Source organism: Bradyrhizobium sp. SRS-191 (assembly GCF_024586915.1).
Classification (GTDB): domain Bacteria; phylum Pseudomonadota; class Alphaproteobacteria; order Rhizobiales; family Xanthobacteraceae; genus Bradyrhizobium.
Window position 1 is genome coordinate 44,076 of sequence record NZ_JANBVS010000022.1, and the last position, 18,496, is coordinate 62,571.

At 65.9% G+C, this 18,496-nt stretch carries 17 protein-coding genes and 1 tRNA gene; 10 read left to right on the forward strand and 8 right to left on the reverse strand.

Going from position 1 to position 18,496, the window contains the following annotated elements; all coding sequences use genetic code 11:
• Window positions 1–529 precede the first annotated feature (529 nt).
• Entirely contained in the window at window positions 530–1,027 is a 498-nt protein-coding gene (locus NLR35_RS29270) for a YchJ family protein (RefSeq protein ID WP_257170011.1), read from the reverse strand.
• Between the two features lie 230 nt (window positions 1,028–1,257).
• Between NLR35_RS29270 and NLR35_RS29275 the strand changes: the two genes are divergently transcribed.
• The 3 genes from NLR35_RS29275 to NLR35_RS29285 all read left to right on the forward strand — a co-directional run bounded on the left by NLR35_RS29275 (window position 1,258) and on the right by NLR35_RS29285 (window position 4,366).
• Window positions 1,258–2,472: a hypothetical protein gene (locus NLR35_RS29275; RefSeq protein WP_257170012.1), complete on the forward strand. Its 1,215-nt coding sequence runs from the start codon at window positions 1,258–1,260 to the stop codon at window positions 2,470–2,472.
• 522 nt (window positions 2,473–2,994) lie between these two features.
• A complete protein-coding gene (locus NLR35_RS29280; RefSeq protein WP_257170013.1) occupies window positions 2,995–4,050 on the forward strand; it encodes a hypothetical protein in 1,056 nt (351 codons plus the stop codon).
• 166 nt (window positions 4,051–4,216) lie between these two features.
• Window positions 4,217–4,366 carry a YgaP-like transmembrane domain gene (locus tag NLR35_RS29285; RefSeq protein WP_374940872.1) on the forward strand — a complete coding sequence of 50 codons (150 nt, stop codon included), beginning with the start codon at window positions 4,217–4,219 and terminating at the stop codon, window positions 4,364–4,366.
• Here the strand turns inward: NLR35_RS29285 and NLR35_RS29290 are convergent.
• Complete coding sequence (locus NLR35_RS29290) at window positions 4,327–4,662, reverse strand: MmcQ/YjbR family DNA-binding protein (protein WP_257170076.1); 336 nt, start codon at window positions 4,660–4,662, stop codon at window positions 4,327–4,329. The genes NLR35_RS29285 and NLR35_RS29290 overlap by 40 nt on opposite strands.
• Before the next feature lie 226 nt (window positions 4,663–4,888).
• Here NLR35_RS29290 and NLR35_RS29295 point away from each other — a divergent pair, with 226 nt between their 5' ends.
• Window positions 4,889–5,497 (forward strand): hypothetical protein, encoded by a 609-nt coding sequence (locus NLR35_RS29295; RefSeq protein WP_257170014.1) that lies wholly within the window; start codon window positions 4,889–4,891, stop codon window positions 5,495–5,497.
• A gap of 194 nt (window positions 5,498–5,691) precedes the next feature.
• Here the strand turns inward: NLR35_RS29295 and NLR35_RS29300 are convergent, their stop codons facing one another.
• Window positions 5,692–6,450, reverse strand: a complete 759-nt coding sequence (locus NLR35_RS29300; protein WP_257170015.1) for a DUF2786 domain-containing protein — start codon at window positions 6,448–6,450, stop codon at window positions 5,692–5,694.
• A 327-nt stretch (window positions 6,451–6,777) separates the two neighbouring features.
• On the opposite strand from NLR35_RS29300, the gene NLR35_RS29305 reads away from it, so the two are divergent.
• Together NLR35_RS29305 and NLR35_RS29310 are read left to right on the forward strand one after the other, a co-directional pair.
• The gene (locus NLR35_RS29305) at window positions 6,778–7,833 is read left to right on the forward strand and encodes a sugar phosphate isomerase/epimerase (protein WP_257170016.1); all 1,056 of its coding nucleotides are present in this window, start codon (window positions 6,778–6,780) and stop codon (window positions 7,831–7,833) included.
• A gap of 12 nt (window positions 7,834–7,845) precedes the next feature.
• Window positions 7,846–9,021, forward strand: coding sequence for a Gfo/Idh/MocA family protein (locus NLR35_RS29310; protein WP_257170017.1), 1,176 nt, complete (start codon window positions 7,846–7,848; stop codon window positions 9,019–9,021).
• A gap of 133 nt (window positions 9,022–9,154) precedes the next feature.
• Here NLR35_RS29310 and bla read toward each other — a convergent pair whose 3' ends face one another.
• The 3 genes from bla to NLR35_RS29325 form a co-directional block, all read right to left on the reverse strand.
• On the reverse strand, window positions 9,155–10,102 hold the full coding sequence (gene bla, locus NLR35_RS29315; RefSeq protein WP_257170018.1) for a subclass B3 metallo-beta-lactamase: 948 nt from the start codon (window positions 10,100–10,102) through the stop codon (window positions 9,155–9,157).
• Window positions 10,103–10,206: 104 nt separating this feature from the next.
• The gene (locus NLR35_RS29320; RefSeq protein ID WP_257170019.1) at window positions 10,207–11,784 is read right to left on the reverse strand and encodes a carbohydrate porin; all 1,578 of its coding nucleotides are present in this window, start codon (window positions 11,782–11,784) and stop codon (window positions 10,207–10,209) included.
• Window positions 11,785–12,138: 354 nt separating this feature from the next.
• Window positions 12,139–13,170, reverse strand: coding sequence for an AraC family transcriptional regulator (locus tag NLR35_RS29325; protein WP_257170020.1), 1,032 nt, complete (start codon window positions 13,168–13,170; stop codon window positions 12,139–12,141).
• 334 nt (window positions 13,171–13,504) lie between these two features.
• Between NLR35_RS29325 and NLR35_RS29330 the strand changes: the two genes are divergently transcribed.
• Window positions 13,505–14,026, forward strand: coding sequence for an HdeD family acid-resistance protein (locus NLR35_RS29330; protein ID WP_374940873.1), 522 nt, complete (start codon window positions 13,505–13,507; stop codon window positions 14,024–14,026).
• A gap of 82 nt (window positions 14,027–14,108) precedes the next feature.
• A complete protein-coding gene (locus NLR35_RS29335) occupies window positions 14,109–15,455 on the forward strand; it encodes a patatin-like phospholipase family protein (protein ID WP_257170021.1) in 1,347 nt (448 codons plus the stop codon).
• Window positions 15,456–15,522: 67 nt separating this feature from the next.
• Here the strand turns inward: NLR35_RS29335 and NLR35_RS29340 are convergent.
• Window positions 15,523–15,612, reverse strand: a tRNA-Ser gene (locus tag NLR35_RS29340).
• 433 nt (window positions 15,613–16,045) lie between these two features.
• A complete protein-coding gene (locus NLR35_RS29345) occupies window positions 16,046–17,194 on the reverse strand; it encodes an ROK family protein (protein ID WP_257170022.1) in 1,149 nt (382 codons plus the stop codon).
• Window positions 17,195–17,580: 386 nt separating this feature from the next.
• Here NLR35_RS29345 and rplU point away from each other — a divergent pair, with 386 nt between their 5' ends.
• Window positions 17,581–17,964, forward strand: a complete 384-nt coding sequence (gene rplU / locus NLR35_RS29350) for a 50S ribosomal protein L21 (RefSeq protein ID WP_257170023.1) — start codon at window positions 17,581–17,583, stop codon at window positions 17,962–17,964.
• 138 nt (window positions 17,965–18,102) lie between these two features.
• Window positions 18,103–18,372: a 50S ribosomal protein L27 gene (gene rpmA / locus NLR35_RS29355; protein WP_257170024.1), complete on the forward strand. Its 270-nt coding sequence runs from the start codon at window positions 18,103–18,105 to the stop codon at window positions 18,370–18,372.
• Window positions 18,373–18,496: the final 124 nt, after the last annotated feature.

Below are 18,496 nucleotides of genomic sequence, written 5' to 3' on the forward strand. Positions count from 1 at the left end.
GCCCGGCGTCGGCGACACGCGTATCGAAGCATGACAACAAGCAGCCGCAAACCATGCCGCGGCGCATCCACGCCCGGGCTTTGCAAGTCGTTCGCACTCTCGCAAGCGAGAGGGCGCAGGGAATGCCGGGTGCTGGCCGCAACCCATGGCCCGCCTGCAACAAGAAAAGCAGGCGGCAGTCACCACAGGTCCAGCCGGTCATCCGGCATTCCCTGCGCGATGGGCTTCACGTCTGCTCCGCGCTCTCCCCGGGGACCGGCTTGTTTGCCCCCGTCACCCGATCACACGTCATGTCATCAGGGCTTGGCGCCAGCATCGGGGCGCCAGGACCACACGGCTTGAACGTCCGCGGACTGCCAATCGTCCAGCGCATGAGCACCTGACAGGCCCGCGGCCACCGCTCCCCGCCTCTACGTATCGTGACGACGCGTACGCCCCTCTGCATGAGGACGGGATGCACCGAGTAGAGCATGATTTCTGAAAAATCGCAAGAGCTAATTTCGTAAATCCGAAACCGCCCGCGCCGACCTCAACGGCCGCAACAGAACTTGAACTTCTTGCCGCTGCCGCACGGGCATGGATCGTTGCGGCCGACCTTTGCCGTCCCGGCCGGCCGCTTCGGCTCGCTGACGACCGCCCGCGTCTCGCCCGCGACGAAGCGCCAGGCGCCGTCATGGTCGCGGCGGAATTGCGAGACCTCGTGGTGCTCGACGGTCTTGCCGCCCTCGCGATAGGTGGCGACGAAGCTGACGACACCGTCGGTGTCGCCTTCCTGGCCGCTGGAGGTCGAGACGATGCGCAGGCCGAGCCAGGTTGCGCGCGCGGCCCAGCCCTTCGCCGCGACGGCATCGAAGGCGCCGCGCCGGTCGGCCGCGAGCGTCGCCTCGATGTAGCCGATGTCGCCGCGCGTATAGGCGGTGTAGCGCGAGCGCATCAGCGCCTCGGCCGTCGGCGGCATCGCATCGCCGCTGAGATAGGGACCGCAGCAGCGGTCGAAGGGAAGGCCTGAGCCGCAGGGACATTGCATGCGCAGACGCTAGCACCGATGCCCGGCGCTGAAAATCGACGGCGACAACAGCGCGCGGCTCCTGACGTTCGTCCCCGGCAGCTCTGCCCGTGACAGGCAGGCGCGAAGCGGCCGCGCATTGACGATCGCGCCGGGACGCCGGAGATTGCTGAGAACGGACGCGAGACAATCTCGGATTCCGATTCGCGATCGCTAGACAGTAGCGATGATACACCTGGGGAGTTTGCATCTTGAGGAGCACGATCGCGCGGCTCGTGTCGATTGCAGCCGCGCTCCTTGCGCTGCATGCCGCGCAAGGCGCCGCCGCCGAGGCGCCATCTCGCGGCTCATCCATCCACCGTGCCGTGTTTGCCGAAGGGCGGCTATGGCTGCTCGATACGGGAGGCCGGCTGTCGAGCCTGGCGGAAGGCGGCGAACGGAGCGACGTCCCAACGCCCGATCCGGTCATGGAGTTGCTCACTCAAGATCAGCGCGTGGTGATCGTCACCTGCCCGGAGCAGTCCTGCAGCTCGGCACCTGTCGCACGATGGATCGTGCGGCGTCGGGTTGGCGACGATTGGGAGACGGTGGCCGATATCGCCACGAAGGGCGAGCAGTTCAGGGCCGCGACGTCGACCATGTTGCTGACCGACAGCAGGATGATCGATCTCGCCGGCGGCGCCCTGGCGGAGACGGCGCTGACCTCGCGCGCCTCCGATCCGATCACCGAGCGTCCGAAACCGCAGGCGGGTGAGCATTTCAGGTTTGGAGGGTCGTGGCAGCTGACGGGCAGCGGCACGATCGATCTCACCGAAGGCATGCCATGGCAGGCGCCTGCTCGCTCGCCGCTCGTGCGCCCCAAACCGCTGCGGAGCTTGCCCGTCGCCGCGGTCCTCGTCACGCCGAGGCATGTCTTCGTCGGCTACAATGCGGGAGAGTGGGGCGGCGGCCTGCAGCGGATCGATCGAACCACCGGTGTCGTCTCCGATATCGATGATGTCGAGGGCGACCTGTGCGGCGGCAAATTGAATCCGGCCTGCGATCCGGTCAACGGGCTTGCGGTCATCCCCTGGAAGCAGGACTGCATCGCCGTCGCGGTCGGCCTGATCCACATGCTCGCGCATGGACGCATCGTCGAGGTGTGCGACCGCGCGGTTCACCTGCTCTACAGCCACGAAATCCAGGAGCGTCTATCGACGGCCGATGGGCGGCCTGGGAGCATGTGGACATACACGTCAGCGTTCTTCGGGCTGCAGCAGACGGGTGAGGAGCTTCTCGCCGTCGGGCACGACGGCTTGTACCAGATCGGTCGAGGCGACCTCGTTCGCCAAATCCCGCTCCCACGCTTCAGGCCGGCCGACGGCCTCGCCGTGAGCTTCGACATGCCCGGCCTCGTCTTGGTGTTGACCACCGCCAATCGGCGCTTCTCGCTGAGCGGCAGCACGCCGATGCTGCTACCGCGCTAGCCGCGGATGGTCCGCGGAGACGGCACGACGAACGACACCGCCACGTGAATTTCAGATGCTCACGTTCGACTATCGCACATCGACTCGAGCGCGGCGTAAACACGCGATCTAAAGGCTCGCCTCGCAGTTGTGACTCCAAAGCCGCAGCGCGCCACTCTTCACCTCGCACCCTCCCGCTACACGCTTCGCGCGGTTTCGAAACCGGCGAATCCGTGTTAACCATTGGTTAAGAACAAGGGTGTTGGGCGCACGGCTGCCCGGCCCCGCGCGGACCAAGATTTTCCGGGCGCCGCCTCATTACGTGGCGCCTGTGACCGCAGCCCACCGCATCATCGGCGGCGCGGGCGCGTGAGACGCCAACGATTTCTTCGCGCGACGCCAGCCAGGCCGCAAGAAACTAGGCCCGCCTTCGATACGGGCCGCTGCTCATCTCCCGATCCTTGAGTGACCCCGATGCCGGCGCGATCAGCGTTGCGTGCAAACGCAGACTCGCGCCCATCGCTAACCGTTGGAGCAGCCCCGATGGCTGATGAGTCCGTAGTCGCCTCGATCATTCCCTGGCAGCAGCCGAAGACGGCCAAGCCGCGTCCGAAACGTCCCAAGGTGGTCAAGCCGCGGCCGCCGCGTGCCAAGGCGGACAAGGCTGACAAATCCGAGAGGATCAAGGCGGCGCTCGACGACGAGATGCTGGCGTCCGAGACGCTGATCATGCCGGACTTCCTGGAGCTCGTGAACGAGCCCGCGAAAACGCCGGCGAAGACGCCCGCGGCCGTGGAGACGTCACGGACGGAAGCTGCCGCGAGCGCAGCCGCCGCGACGATCTCGTCCCCGGTGCCGCCGGCCATGGTGACGCCGCGCGAGACCGTGCAGCCCCTCGACGGCGAGATCGTTGCACCCAGCGCGCCCTTGGCTCCGGCCAAGGTCGAAGGTCCGCGCCTCACCGTCTCCTCGGTGCTGCTGCAGCTCGCCGCGCTGGCGATGGCGGCGGTCGGCATGGCCATGAACGGCTGGTTCGCGCATTCGCTCGGCTCGAACAGCACCGCCGGCTGGATGTTCCTGGCGATCGGCGTCACCGCCGATCTCGTCGCATTGGTCATGCCGACCTGCGCCGCAAGGCTGTGGCATGCGCGGCATCGCGCCTCGGCGCTGGCCGGCTGGATCGTGTGGCTGATGACCTTCGTGTTCGCGCTGACCGCAGGCATCGGCTTCGCCTCGACCAACATCAGCGACGTCACGCTGGCGCGCGCCTCGCGCGTGACGCCCGCGGTGCAGGCCGCGCAGACCGCGCTCGGCGATGCGATGGCGGCGCGCGACCGCGAATGCAAGGGCGGCGTCGGCAAGTTCTGCAGGGAGCGCGAGGCTGCGGTGGCCGAGCGCCGCCAGGCGCTGGATGCCGCGATGGCCGCGGTGAGCAAGACCGCCGATCCGCAGACCGAGGCCGCCATCAAGCTGGTGGCGTGGATCACGCAGGGACGGCTGACGCCGTCGGCCGACGACTTCGCGATGCTGCGCCTGATTCTGCTGGCGCTGCTGCCACAGCTCGGCGGCATCCTGCTGATGGTGGGGCGCAGGGTGTGAGCTCGACGGCGGGACCGCGCACGACGCTGTTCCCGCGCGTCGTCATCGACATCGCTGATCAGCCCGACCTGCCGCGCCAGCCGCATGAATTCGCGGCGGACCACGCGATAGAGCCACGCCGACAGCGCAGCGGGTCATCGTCGGGCTCGGTGCGGCCGCACTGGGCGTGATCGCGTTCAGCGGAGCTGCGGCCTGGTGGGTCGCCGCAGACGGCGTCGCCTTCGCCCTCACCGGCATCGTCGGCTATTGTCCGGCCTGCGCCGTCGCAGAAATTGGTCAGCGCTTCCGGACCGATCGCGGCTTCGGAGCGGGATAGGCGGCCTGCCAGGCGCTCTCGAGCGCGGTCCGCACCAGGTCGGCATCAGCCTCCGCCAGCGTCACGGTGGTCCAGCCCTGGTCGCCCCATTTGTTCGGCACGCGGCAGAACGCGCCGGGCTGCAGAGTGGCATAATGCTCCTGCTCGTCCGGCGTGAGCAGCAGGTTGGCGGAGCAGCCATCGGCCGCCAAGGTCGCAAAGATCCGCCTGGCCTTGAACGCCGTGCGATCGAAATGCGCCGCTGCCGTGGTTCCCGCGAATGACGAAGCGAGGGCTTGAAATTCGTGACCGGTCATCTCGACCATCTTCGCATACTGATGCTCGGGCGACATGATTAGCATTCGTGAAGGCGCGCCGCCATGCCGATGGAACGCCGTGTCGACAGAGCAGACACTGGCCGTTCTCGCCGCGCCATCGCGCACGGGAACGTGAAACCCTGGGCTCCCCGCGGCTTGATGCAGGTCAAAACTACACAGTGTTGTTTTCGTAGGCTCGCTGCCGTCAGATCATAGGAGATCAACGATGTCCGCGCAGAGCAGCATGAGCGTCTACCTGAACTGGGCCAAGGAACGCCTCCACGAGATGGATGCCGCACTGGACGCGCTCGATATCAAGGCAGCCGAGGCGGAAGCCGTATCCAAGGTCAAGACCGCGGAGATCATCGCGGACCTGAAGAAGCGCCGCAGCGACCTGGAGGCCCTGCTCAAGACCCAGGCGGCGGCGGGCGAAGCCGCGCTGGCGCAAGCGAAGACCGAGCTGGACCAGCACTGGGCCGGCTTCGAGGCGCAGATGAGGACCTATTTCGACACGGCCGGCCAACAGGCGGTGCAGCAACAGGCCGTCTTCAAGGACATCGCGGCTGCGCAAGCGAAGGCCTGGCACGAGGCGGCCGACCGGTTTCGCGAGGCGGCCACCCAGGTGGCCAGCACCGGGGGCGCCAATGTCGAGACTGTTCTCGATCAGCTCAAATCCGACGCGGCCCAGGCCGGAGCTCACCTCGACAAGCTGAAGCAGGCCGGCAGCGAGTCCTGGTCGGTACTGAGCGCCGCCTTGAACGAGTCCCGCAAGGCGTTCGACCAGGCCAACCAGGCGGCGTGGAATTCGCTGAAGGGCTCGGGCCCGAAGAGTTGAGCCGGAGGCTCGCGCGACGGATCGGCCCAGTCAGACTGCCAGCGCATCATCCGTCACAGACGACGAGATCGCGTTGGTCTTGAACGAGCCGATCCGGCCACCGCTCGCGAGCAGCCCTGTCGTGCTGAACGGGCTGAGCTGAGTTATTAGGAAGCCGGCAGATATTGGTCCGTAGCAGCTGCCGCCTGCAGGCTTCAACCACCCTTCGGGCGACTCCGCTTCATCGCGCCGTCGAGACCGGGGTTGATCGCCAGCGTCGCGCCGGCCGCACCGCCGGCTTCGTAGGCGGTCATCGACACCGTGCGGCTCGTGCCGCGCGAGGCGCGCAGCCTCATGTCGAGCTTGTCGAACTCGGCATCGACCACCGAGGTCTTGAGCACGACCAGGCCGCGGCCGGTCGAGGCGTTGACCTGATCGCGGCTCTTCTTCATCGCGACCAGCCGCTCGGCGATCGAGGCGACCATGCCGAGCGCGAAGGAGGCGTTGGCGAGGTGGCGGTCCTGGTGGCGGAAGCGGGCGTAATCGATCGAGGTCTTGTAGCGGCCGAGCTCGGCGCGCACGGAATTGTCGATCAGCTCGGTCAGGTAATGCGCGACCTCGACATCCGCCGGCAGGCCGAAGAACACGTAGATGTTGTCTCCGGCCGCGCTCTTCTCGCGCCAGACGCGGCAATCGCAGAACAGCGCGATGGCGCCGATGCAATCGTCGATCGGAATGCGCTTCTTGCGATGGGTCTCATAGACCTTGCGCTCGCAGGACGAGGCCTTCAGCTCAAGGTCCGAGAGCGACAGATCATGGCGGTCGAGCAGCTCGGCCACCTTGGCCGCCGCCGCCAGCGCTTCGTCCTCGGTACAGCCGTTGGCGATGGTCTTGGCGCGCAAGGCCTGGATGCGCGCCTTGAGCTTGTCGAGCGCGACCGTGTCGGCGGCCGTGGCATTGAAGGTCTGGCTCACCGGTCAATCTCCGTAAGGCGAGGACTCGAAAGACGAGGACTCGCAGCATGCGTATCGCGCCGTGCCGGCAGCGAGCTCACGAGCCCGCCACGATCGCAATCGGCTTCGCTCCTTATATCCCGGCTGATCGGCTCGTGGCTCGTCGGACGGCTCCATCAACGGCTTTTCCGCGTCGCACTCTTCGCCCCCGTCTGCCCGTCCGACCGGTGCAGCAAATTGAGACTGGCCGTGAAATGCGTGGCGGTTCCGACATGGCGGACACGCCGATGCGATGGCAAGATCGCGCTCCGCCAGCACGCGCCAATCCACGCAAGAAGGGAGCATGCGATGAAGCAGATCAAGGGCCCCGCCATCTTTCTCGCCCAGTTCGCCGGCGATGCGGCGCCGTTCAACTCCTGGGATTCGATCTGCGGCTGGGCCGCCTCGCTCGGCTATGAGGGTGTCCAGATCCCGACCTGGGACGGCAGGCTGTTCGATCTGCACAAGGCGTCCGAGTCGCAGGATTATGCCGACGAGGTGAAGGGGATCGCGGCGCGCCACGGACTGGCGATCACCGAGCTCTCGACCCATCTTCAGGGCCAGCTCGTCGCCGTTCACCCGGCCTATGATGCGGCGTTCGACGGGTTCGCCGCACCCGAGGTGCGCGGCAATCCGGCGGCGCGCACGGCGTGGGCGGTCGACCAGGTCAAACGGGCGATCATGGCGTCGCGGCGGCTTGGGCTCACCGCCCACGCGACGTTTTCCGGCGCGTTGGCGTGGCCCTATATCTACCCGTGGCCGCAGCGTCCGGCGGGTCTCGTCGAGGCGGCGTTCGATGAGCTGGCGCGGCGCTGGCGGCCGATCCTCGATCACGCCGAGGAGCATGGGGTCGATCTCGCCTACGAGATCCATCCGGGCGAGGACCTGCATGACGGCGTCTCCTACGAGATGTTCCTGCAGCGGGTGGGCAACCACACGCGCGCCAATCTGCTCTACGATCCCTCGCATTTCGTTCTGCAGCAGCTCGATTATCTCGACTACATCGACATCTATCACCAGCGCATCAAGGCGTTTCACGTCAAGGACGCCGAGTTCAACCCGACCGGGCGCCAGGGCGTATATGGCGGTTTCCAGGGCTGGGCCGATCGGGCCGGCCGCTTCCGGTCGCTCGGCGACGGCCAGGTCGATTTCGGCGCGATCTTCTCCAAACTGACGCAATACGGCTATGGCAGCTGGGCCGTGCTCGAATGGGAGTGCGCTATCAAGCATCCCGAACAGGGCGCGCGCGAGGGCGCCGGGTTCATCCGGAGCCATATCATCGAGGTTACCGAGAAGGCGTTCGATGATTTCGCCGGCTCCGGCGCCGACGACATCGCGAACCGCAAGATGCTGGGCCTGGCTTGAGGGGAGGAGCAGATGGCCATCACCGCAAGCCATGAAGCCGGTCGGCATGATCGCATCCGCCTCGGCATGGTCGGCGGCGGACAGGGCGCCTTCATCGGCGCCGTGCACCGCATCGCCGCACGCATCGACGATCAGTTCGAGCTGGTCGCCGGCGCGCTCGCCTCCGATCCGGTCCGCGCCAAGGCCTCGGCCAGGGAGATCGGCATTGTCGACGATCGCGCCTATGGCTCGTTCGAAGAGATGGCCAAAGCCGAAGCCGCGCGTCCCGACGGCATCGAGGCGGTCTCGATCGTCACGCCCAACCACATGCACGCCCCTATCGCGACGGCCTTCCTGCGGGCCGGCATCCACGTCATCTGCGACAAGCCGCTGACGACGACCGTCGCGGAAGCCGAGGAGCTGGTGGCCCTGGCGCGGTCGACGGGCAAGGTGTTCGTCGTGACGCACAACTACACCGGCTATCCGATGGTGCGGCAGGCACGGGCCATGATCGCGAGCGGCGAGCTCGGCGACATCCGCCTTGTGCAGGCCGAATATCTCCAGGACTGGCTGACCGAGCCGCTCGAGCAGACCGATCAGAAGCAGGCGGCGTGGCGCACCGACCCCGCCCGCTCCGGCCCGGGCGGCTGCATCGGCGACATCGGCACGCACGCCTACAATCTCGCCTGCTTCGTCAGCGGGCTCGCGCTGGATGAGCTGTTCGCGCAATTGTCCACCTTTGTCCCCGGGCGGCGCCTCGACGACGACGTCCAGATTCTTCTGCGCTGGAAAGGCGGCGCCAAGGGCATGTTGTGGGCGAGCCAGGTCGCCGTCGGCCACGAGAACGGCCTGACCTTGCGCATCTCCGGGACCAAAGGCGGCCTCGCCTGGGCCCAGGAAAATCCGAACCAGCTCTGGTTCACACCCTACGGACAGCCCAAGCAGCTCCTGACCCGCGGGGGCGCCGGCGCCATCGGCGCCGCCACGCGCGTCACCCGCATCCCCTCCGGCCACCCCGAGGGCTATCTGGAAGGGTTTGCGACGATCTACGCCGAAGCGGCACAGGCGATCCGCGCCGCGAGGAGCGGAGACAAGCCGGATCGCGAGGTGCTCTATCCGACCGTCGAGGACGGTCTGGCCGGCGTGAAGTTCATCGACGCCGCGGTGAGATCGTCTGCCGCGAAGGGGGAATGGATCCGGGTGACTTGAACGACTGAGGCGCGCCCCAACCTTCCTCCGGCGGGCGATCGGCGTCCCCACCGTCATGCCGAAGTCGCCATGGCCGCACTGGCCCGATGCCTGGACGTCGTCGGAGAACGGGCCGAGACCCAAGCCCGAACATTCACTTCGTCGCGGTGGAGACGCCGAGCTCCTCGTCGACCGCGTCCTCGAACGCCCGCTTCTTGCCGGAGATGAAACGCCGATAGCCCTGCGGATCGATCCAGGCGCTCAAGCCCTCCGTCTCCGCACGCTTCCGCTTGCCCTCGAAGTCGTAATACTCGTTGTGCTCCGCCAGCCAGATATCCGGCTTGATCATCTCGAGCGCGTGATGCGTGTTGCGGTAGTCGTCCGTGATGCCGGGATAGGACGGGTTTTTCGCCAGGCGGTAGCCGGGGTTGAATCCGGCTCCATCCGGGAATGCCACCACGTAGGCCTTGCCGTCGACCACCACATTCGCGATCCAGGTGGTCGCGCCTCGCGTGTGGCCTGCGGTGTGGTAGGCTGACAGCAGCACGTCGCCCAGCCTGACGGTGTCGCCGTCGCGCAGGACGCGGTCGACGTTCACGCCTTCGTAGGCCAGATCGTTGCCATACTTGAAGTCGTCACGGTCGCCGCTCTCCATCGCGGCGACATCATCCTTCATGACCGCCAGTTGCGCTCCCGTCAGCCTCTTCATGAAGGCCAAGGCCCCGGCATGATCGATGTGGGCGTGGGCGTTGATCATGATCTTGATGTCTTCCGGCTTGAAACCGAGCTTACGGATCGAGTCCACGATCATCGGCCCCGATGACGGCATGCCGGTGTTCATCAGGATGTGGCCCTCCGGCGTCGTGAACAGAAAGACCCCCAGCCCCTTCGTGCCCACGAAATAGATCGGGCCGGCGATTTTCACCGGTTCGGTCGGCTCCTCCCATTTCATCACTTTCGTGGCCAGGGAGACGAAGAGCTTGTTGTCGTTCGCGAGCTGCTCCTTGGTGGGCAGGTTCGGCGGCAGCGTCTGTGCAGCGGCGGGCCCAGCGAGAACCACAAGGAGCGCCGAAGCCATGATGGCGCGAAATGAGATCGACATGCTGCTGTTTCCTGTTGTCGAGGCGGTTGTTCATCGTTGGCGTGATCCGCGGCCGGAGGGATCTTGTTCTCCCGGCGGCGCGGCGGAGTGGCACTTGCGCGTCGTCACCACGCGACCGTGAGGCGCGCTTGCAGGATGTCCGTGCTCTTGCGTCGTTCGGCCACGTCCGCCGCGAGCGGATGCCAGATGTGCTGGTAGCTCGGGATCAGGCGCACGGCGGGCGTGATCGCGAAATTGTAGAACACCTCCATGCCGCTCTCGTCGCGAGCGGCAGCCTGGCCGCGCGAGATCGCCGTGATGCTCGTCTTCAATCTGTCGCTGATCTTGTTGAAGTAGAAGCCGATGCCGAAGCTGTCATCGTGTCGGCCGTCCAACATGCCGTGGGCGAACAGCGCGATGCTGGCGTCGCGGGTGATCGGATTGGTGTCGTCCGGGGCATAGCCGGCCCGCGCAAACATGCCGACGCCGCGGATCTGTTCGCCGGTCTTCTGCTTGTGCGCCACGGTCGCCGCGTCGTCCTTGAGGAACAGATATTGCGAGACGGTGGCCAGAGCGAACCAGCTGTCTCCCTTCAAATTGGCCGGAAGCCCCTCGTTCGAGGCGAGGCCGAGCAGGCTGCCGATTGCCTGCGTCGTTGCAGCGGCCGAAGCCAGGGGGCCGAATGGCGCGTCCAGATCGAGCTTCGGCTTGTTGGACCAGTTGTACACCGGCGAGAACTGACCGGGCAGACCGCCGATGTCGTAGGACATGATCGAGGTCAGATAGATGTTGACCTTCTTGAAGGAGTTCGGCTCGGCGAAGCGGTCGGCCTTGGTGTAGGGATCGAGCACGCCGCCTGCGATGGTGAATTTCGGGCTGAAGGACCAGACGCCGAGCAGCCCGAGGGCGGTCGGGTTGAAGAAGCTCGTCGTGATCGGGTTCTTGTTCAGATTGAAATTGGCGAAGTGATATTTGAAAGCGTCGCCGAACGCGGTCTGGTCGGGAAGCACGACGTTGCCGATCTTTCCGACCACGATGCGCGCCTGCCTGCCGAGCGCCTGCGCCAGGAAATATTCCGAGGGCAGGAAGCTGTTGGGCTGCATCGGATCGGGCAGCACGAGGCCGGTGTAATGCGGAACGACGGAGCCCGCGGTGAATGTCGAAGCCGGGTCGTCGCCGAGGCGCGACTGCGCGGTGAGGTGAATCAGGCCGCCGGACCACCACCCGGCGCGGCCGGTATCGATATTGACCGAGAGCTGGGTGTTCTGAACGAAGGCCTCGCCGGTCTTGAGGCCGCCCGAGGTCACGTTCTGATAGTAGCTCGTGGAATAGAGATCGAAGAAGAAGCCCTTGCGCGCCAGCTCGGTGCGGGTGCCACCCCAATCCCCGAGAATCTGGGTTCGCTGCGTGATATCGCCGGTCACCGTGCCCGGCAAACCGAACACCGGCCCGTCGTTGAAGAAAGCCAGGAGACCCGGCGCCAGATTGACGACCGAGGACTTGTCGGTCGGCATCGGCCCCCATGGTGCGGCAGGCGCGGGCTCGATCGAAATCGTCGTGGCTGCAGTCTTGCCGTTGTTGGTCCTGGCTTTGGTCTTGCGCTTCACCGCCGGCGCGATGCCCGGCACTGAGGCGTGTTCGGCATCGAGATGGCCGAATTGAACCAGACCCTCATTGGCGACAGCGGCATCGGCCGTCAACACGACGGCCGCGACGCCGGCCAGGCGAAGCCAGCTGGAGGTCGTTCTCTCGACGCTCGAACGAGGATTTGCGTCGCAGGACGCTCCGCATGAACCAGCTTTCAACCGCGACACGACCCGTGACTCCTTTTTCGGTGCAGCCGGAAGCGGACAAGGCAGCGCGGCCGCGGGCTTCCGACGGCCGCAACGTCTGACAAATGCCGCGCAGGGATAAGGGGAGGGTCGGCCAAACACCGGCGACGAGCGGCCAAATGACGTGTCCGCCGTCCCGGCGCATCGATCGCCGGCGTGTCGTGGTGACAGGCTCAGAGGTCAGGCAGGGACCTGGATTGGCGGCACGGCCAGGAAGCCGCAGAGCTAGCCCCGGACGGAGCGCCTGAACGCGTTGGGCGCCGTGTTCGTCCAGCGCCGAAACGCGTAGCGAAACGCCGCGGGGTCGCTGAACCCCAGCAGAAACGCGATGGTCTCGACGGTCAGGCGGGTGTCGCGGATATATCTGATCGCGGTCTGCGCGCGCAGATCGTCGATCAGCTCGCGGTACGATGTGTGCTCCTGCTGCAACCGCCGCCGCAGCGTCCGCGGGCTGAGGCCGAGCTGCCCGGCCAAGGCATCCGCATCCGGCGGGGATTCGAGGTTCGCAAGCAAGACTTGGCGGACCTTGCCGGCCACGCCCGTGTTCTGCTTCAACTCGGTCAGCAATTTATCGCAGATGTCGGCGACCTGGGCGTAGGTGACCGGATTGCCCAGCGACGGCTTCTCGTCGAGCCATCCGGCCGGAAACAGCAGCCTGTTTCTCGGCTGCTCATACAGAACCTCGCAGCCGAACTGTTCGGCGTGGCGCGCAGCGCCGGACGGCTTTGGAGAGGTCAGCTGGACCTGGGTGAGATGGAAGTCCGAGCCCATGAGGTCGCGGTGCACGCAAAGAAGCGCACCGAACTGAAGTTCAACAATGAAGTCATGCAATGCCGCGTCGAGATGCTTGAACGGAAACACCGCGATGCCCCATGCGGCCCATGACGGCTGCTCTTCGAAGGTCACCTCCACCAGCGGTGCGGTCAGTTGATAATACTGGACGGCAAAGGCGACGGTCTGGCGAAAATCGACACCGCTGAGCAACGCGAGGCCGTAGATCCCGAAGGTCGAAACGTGAAACCTCGAGCCGACGTCGAAAGCAAAGCTCGGGTTTCGGCTGCACGTCAGCGCATTTCTGTACGACTGAACGACCTGATTGGCCGACACCTTGGTCAGGGGAGACGTCAGTTCGGCTTCGGAGATGCGGATGCCCTCCAGCGCCGCCTGCGCCGGAACGCCCTCGTCCTTCAGAGCATCGACGATCTTGCTGATCTTGAAGACGGAATAGACCTTCTCGTCAGGATCGACTTCGAACATCCCTTCTCCATCGGGGATAGATGGCAGCTCTCGGACGTGATTGGCCGCAATTCGCCGGATATTGGCCGCCGTCGGACTTCTCTCCCATACCGCGTCAGGCGAGGTTTAGCCACCGGCCGCGCTCGCGATCGGCAGCTGCGGGCAGCTGTCGCGCGATGCATGACGCTGACATCAGCCATTCGAGACAACCGCAATTCACGGGTCGACGAGGCTGACTACTCATCCGACGGAAGCGATGATGGATCAGATTGGAAAAATTCTAACGGGGATGCGGCATGCCGTGCGGCAAGCACTCGGCAGTCGGTGGCGGTTGTTGCTGGTTCAGGGGGTCGCAATGTTGATCCATGGCGGCCTGGCGATTGCCGTGCCGGTGGTGGCGAGGATGCCTGTCGATCTCTTCATCGGCTGGCTGTTCGTGGTCGCCGGCGTCATCGGGTTGGCGACGATCCTTGCGACCTACGATGTGCCTGCGTTCCGGTGGATCCTGGTCACGGCAGCCCTGTCGATTGCGGCGGGCATGCTGCTGCTGAGCCGGCCGTTGGAGAGCGCAGCGTCGCTGACGATCGTGCTCGTTGCATTGTTCGCCGCCGAGGGCGTGTGTCAGATCGCGACGTCGATCGCCTATCGCAAGGTGATCGCATTCTCGTGGAGATGGATGCTCGCCAGCGGCATCGTCGACCTGGCGATGGCTGCGATCATGATCGCTTTCTGGCCGATCAGCGCGGCCTGGGTGCTCGGGTCGTTCGTGGGCGTCAACTTGATGACGTCAGGCGCGGCGATCGTGACAGCAGCGCTGGCTGCCCGCTCGTTCGCTGGGCTCGCTGCGCCGGTGCCGGCGCCTGCGCGCCTGACGTGACCATGCGGGCGTTGGTCGTTTGCCGATGTTCGTCACATCAACTAGGCTCCGGCCGTGGGCGCGAAGCCTCATCGCCACGGCCTTGAGCCTGTCCGTTGCCGGTTGTGCGTCGGTCAACCTGCCGGCCAACGTCCCCGCCCCGGCCGGCGCAAAGCGGACGACGACGCGCAGCATCGCTGATGTCGAGGGCGACACTGCGTTGGGGCTCGCCTTCTCGGGCGGCGGCACCCGGGCCGCGGCCTTCGCGTTCGGCGTACTGCGCGGCCTGCAGCAAAGCGTCGGCGCCGACGGCAAGACAGACCTGGATCGGGTCGCGTTCGTATCGGGCGTGTCCGGCGGCTCGGTCACCGCGGCCTATTTCGGCCTCAAGGGGGCGGCAGCGCTGGATGACCTCCGCGAGCGCTTCCTGATCCGCAATGCCGAGGAGGATCTGAGCATGGCGATCGACCTGGCCAATCTGGCGCGAGGCCTCGAAGGCGGCGTCAACGACTCCAGCCGCCTGCCGGCTTGGCTCGACCGCAATCTGTTCGACCACGCCACGATGGGCGACCTGCTCCGACCCGACCGGCCGATCGTGTGGATCAACGCATCGGACCTCTATCACCGGACGCCGTTCGTGTTTTCCGAGGTGACGTTCGGCGCGCTCTGCAGCGATCTCAAAGGTTATCCGTTGTCGCAGGCGGTGGCGGCTTCGGCCGCGGTACCGGTGGCGTTCGTCCCCATCACGCTGCAGACGTTTCCGCAATCGTGCTCGGCGCCGCTGCCGGCATGGACCGCTCGCGCGGCGACCGACGAGGCGGCAGGCGCACAATTGCGGGCGGTGTCGCAATCGCTGGCGAGCTATCGCGATCCGGCGCGGACGCGCTATCTCAAGCTGGCGGATGGCGGCATCACCGACAATTTCGGTCTTTCGGGCCTGGTGATCGCGCGCGCCGCGGCGTCTCGGCCCTACATGCCGCTGACCGCCGACAAAGCCGTTCAGCTTCGCCGTCTGGTTTTCGTGGTGGTCAATGCCGGCCGGCCGCCGCAGGGCGAATGGTCGCGCACGCTCGAAGGTCCAAGCGGCGCCGCGCTCCTCAATGCCGTCACGGACACTGCGATCGACTCGGCGGTCCGGAGCGGCTTCGATGCGTTCCGGCTCAGCCTGCGCGAGTGGGAGGAGGCCGTGCGCAAATGGCGCTGCAGCCTGACCGCCCAGGAGGCGCGCAAGCACGGAGCCGGCACGGCTTGGCGCTGCAACGACATCACGTTCGAGATCAGCGAGATCTCGTTCGACCGGCTGGACGCGGCAACGGCAGCACGGCTGTCCGAGATCCCGACGCGTTTTCAGCTGCCCGTCGAGGATGTCGATGCGCTGATCAGCGGCGGACTGAAGGCTGTGGCAGAGGATCGGCTCTTGCAGAAAGCGACGACGTCAGTCCGCCATTGACGACCGCCGGGTCGGCGTGGTCGGGCCGGGAAGGCAATTCAAGCCGGAGAACGACGTTCGCGGTGGATGGCGGAGAGGGAGGGATTCGAACCCCCGATAGGCTTGCACCTATGCCGCATTTCGAGTGCGGTGCATTCAACCACTCTGCCACCTCTCCAGGCGCAAATCAGGGGCGAGCCCCCGGGTCGGGCGCCGTTCTAGGGCACCGCGGCGGGGGTGACAAGGCGGGGATTGCGATATTTCCAACCGAAAGACGACGGTGCGGCCGGCGGGCGGCGCCGGCATACGGGCCCAAGCGGGTGGGACCGCCGTACGCTGACACATACCGGCGGTCCCGTGTCGCTACATCTTGGGGAAACCGACGGAAGAGACGGGGGTCAATCCGGCCGGCCTGAGCGACGCGGCGGACCCTGGGGCATCGGAGCGTGCACTGCAACGCAAACCGTTCCTTAACCTAACCGGTCAAGGTTACCGGACCTGCCGGGCTATCCGATTGGCGATACGGTCCTTTTCCGCACCTCGCGCATTCCCGAGGCGGCGGCCGCGGAGACATGCTGCAGCGGATGCGGCGCCGCGAGCGGCGCCCGTGCTCAATCCTTCTTCTTCTTGGCCGCCTTCTTGTCGTCCGCCTTCTTGTCCTCGGACTTGTCGTCCTTCTCCTTGTCCTTCCGCCCGTTCTCCTTGCGGCGGTTGGTGAAGCGGGCGTTGCCGAGCCCGGTGCCGATGGTCAGCACGCCCCAGCGCTCGAACTCCTGCATGAAGGGCACCTCGGAGAGGCCCTGGACGACGCCGTCATTGTGCATCAGCACCGCGGTGTCGTGATCGCCGATCATCGGGATCGCCTCGACCAGGCTGGCCGGCAGGTTGAACTTGCTGCTCTCCCAATTACCCGGCAGGTTCTGCGCGCCCTTCTCGATCGAGCCGTCCTCGTTGATGACGCCGGGACAGGCGATGCCGATGAAGGGCGCCAGCTTGAGCCCCTCCGCGTCGGCCTCCTCGATCAGGCCCTTCAGCATCTTGGCGAGCCGCTTCACCGCACCCTCGCGCGTCGGCTCGTCATCGGCATGGCGCCACAAATCGGACTTCCAGACCGAGGCTTTCGACAGGTCCGGCGTCTTCTTCCAGCAGGTCTCGACGACGCCGCAGCGGATGTTGGTGCCGCCGATGTCGACGGCGAGGATGCTGTCATGGGCCTCGAAGATCCAGGACGGCGCCAGATGCAGCGCGCCGATCAGGCCGGCATCGTCGGGATGGTAGCGGATCGGCTCAAGCTCGACGCCGAAACCCTCGTCCTTCAGGATGATCTCGGTGCGCGCGATCGCGAGCTCGCCCAGGCGGGAATCGCGAAAACCGCCGCCGACCACGATGCATTCCGTCTTGGCCCAGGCCTTGGTGCGCAGGAAGCGCCGGGTGACATGGGCCAGCTCCTGGGCGAACTCCTCGATCGCCGAATGCACCACGGCCGAGGCCTCGGTGTCGTCGCCGACCAGGATCGCGTCCAGCGCCTTCTTGCTGATGGTCTCGCTGTCCTCGTCGCCGAACGGGTCCTTGCCCGATTTGCGCAACGGCTTGCGCCACCGCTCCAGGATCTTGCGGAAGGCGCCCTTGGAGGCGCGGTCGCCGAGGAAGCCGTCCTCGTCCTTTAGCTCGATGTTGAAGCTGTCGATCTCGACCGACGGCAGCCGCGCGGCCCCGTGACGGGCAATGCCCGTGGTCTTGGTCATGACGTCGTCGGCCATATGGTCCCTGCCCTGTCGTGTGGTTGTGCGTTGGGCCCGGACAACGGCGGAGGGAACAGTTTGGTTGCGAGTGAGAGGCGAATAGCGAATGGGGAATAGCGACAAGCAGGGGCGGCGCAGGCTCAACTGCCGCCCCATTCGCATTCGCCCTTTTCCTTGACTCCCCGCCCCTGGCCGCTATAAGTCCTCGATCGACCGGCGCGAGCTTCTCGCGCCGATTGTCGTTGCGCGTATCGGACAGGCCGCGATGCCTGGGACACGCCGACGCCGGCCTCGATCGGGCCGGACCGGACTCTCTTGGAAATATGAACCATAACGACTGAACAAGAAGCCGACCCGGGGCGTCAGCGCTCTGAGGCCGGGATCGAACACGAAGGATGAGAACGATGTTCGCAGTCATCAAAACCGGCGGCAAGCAATACCGCGTCGCCCCGGATGATGTGCTCGAGATTGGCAAGATCGACGGTGAACCCGGCACGATCGTGCAGCTGAACGAGGTGCTGGTGGTCGGTGGCGACACTCCGGTGCTGGGCATTCCGGCCGTGGCCGGCGCGTCCGTGGCCGTCGAGGTGCTGGACCACAAGCGTGGCCCCAAGGTCATCGCGTTCAAGAAGCGCCGCCGCAAGAATTCCCGCCGCAAGCGCGGCTACCGGGACGAGCTGACCCTGGTCCGCGTCTCGGAGATTCTGACCGACAACGCCAAGCCGACCAAGGGCCCGCGCCCGAAGAAGGCCAAGGCGGAAGCCCCGGCGGCCGACGCCGCCGAGTAAGCGTGCCGGCGCGCGTCTCGCGCGCCGCATTGGCTTGATCCTCATCATCAGCGGATTTTTTTGTCCGCGCAGGTTGCAATTGTGAATGATCCCTTAGCGGAATCGCGCTAATGGTGATCTCGAGATCGGAGACGAGCGATGGCTCATAAAAAGGCAGGCGGTTCATCCCGCAACGGACGCGACTCCAAGGGCAAGCGCCTCGGCATCAAGGCGTTCGGCGGCGAGCGCGTGATTCCCGGCAACATCATTGCGCGTCAGCGCGGCACGACCTGGCATCCCGGCCTCAACGTCGGCATGGGCACGGACCACACGATCTTTTCGAAAATCGAGGGCGTCGTCGAGTTCCATGACCGTGCCAACCGCACGTTCATCTCGGTACGTCCGGTACTCGCCGAAGCTGCTGAGTAACATACGGTGGAACAATTCGCATCCGCCGGGTCCTGACAAACCGGCGGAGCACCAGATGGCTCCAGGGGAGGCGGGACAACCGGCCTCCCCTTTTCATTTTCGCTGATCGATTGATCCCGAAGCG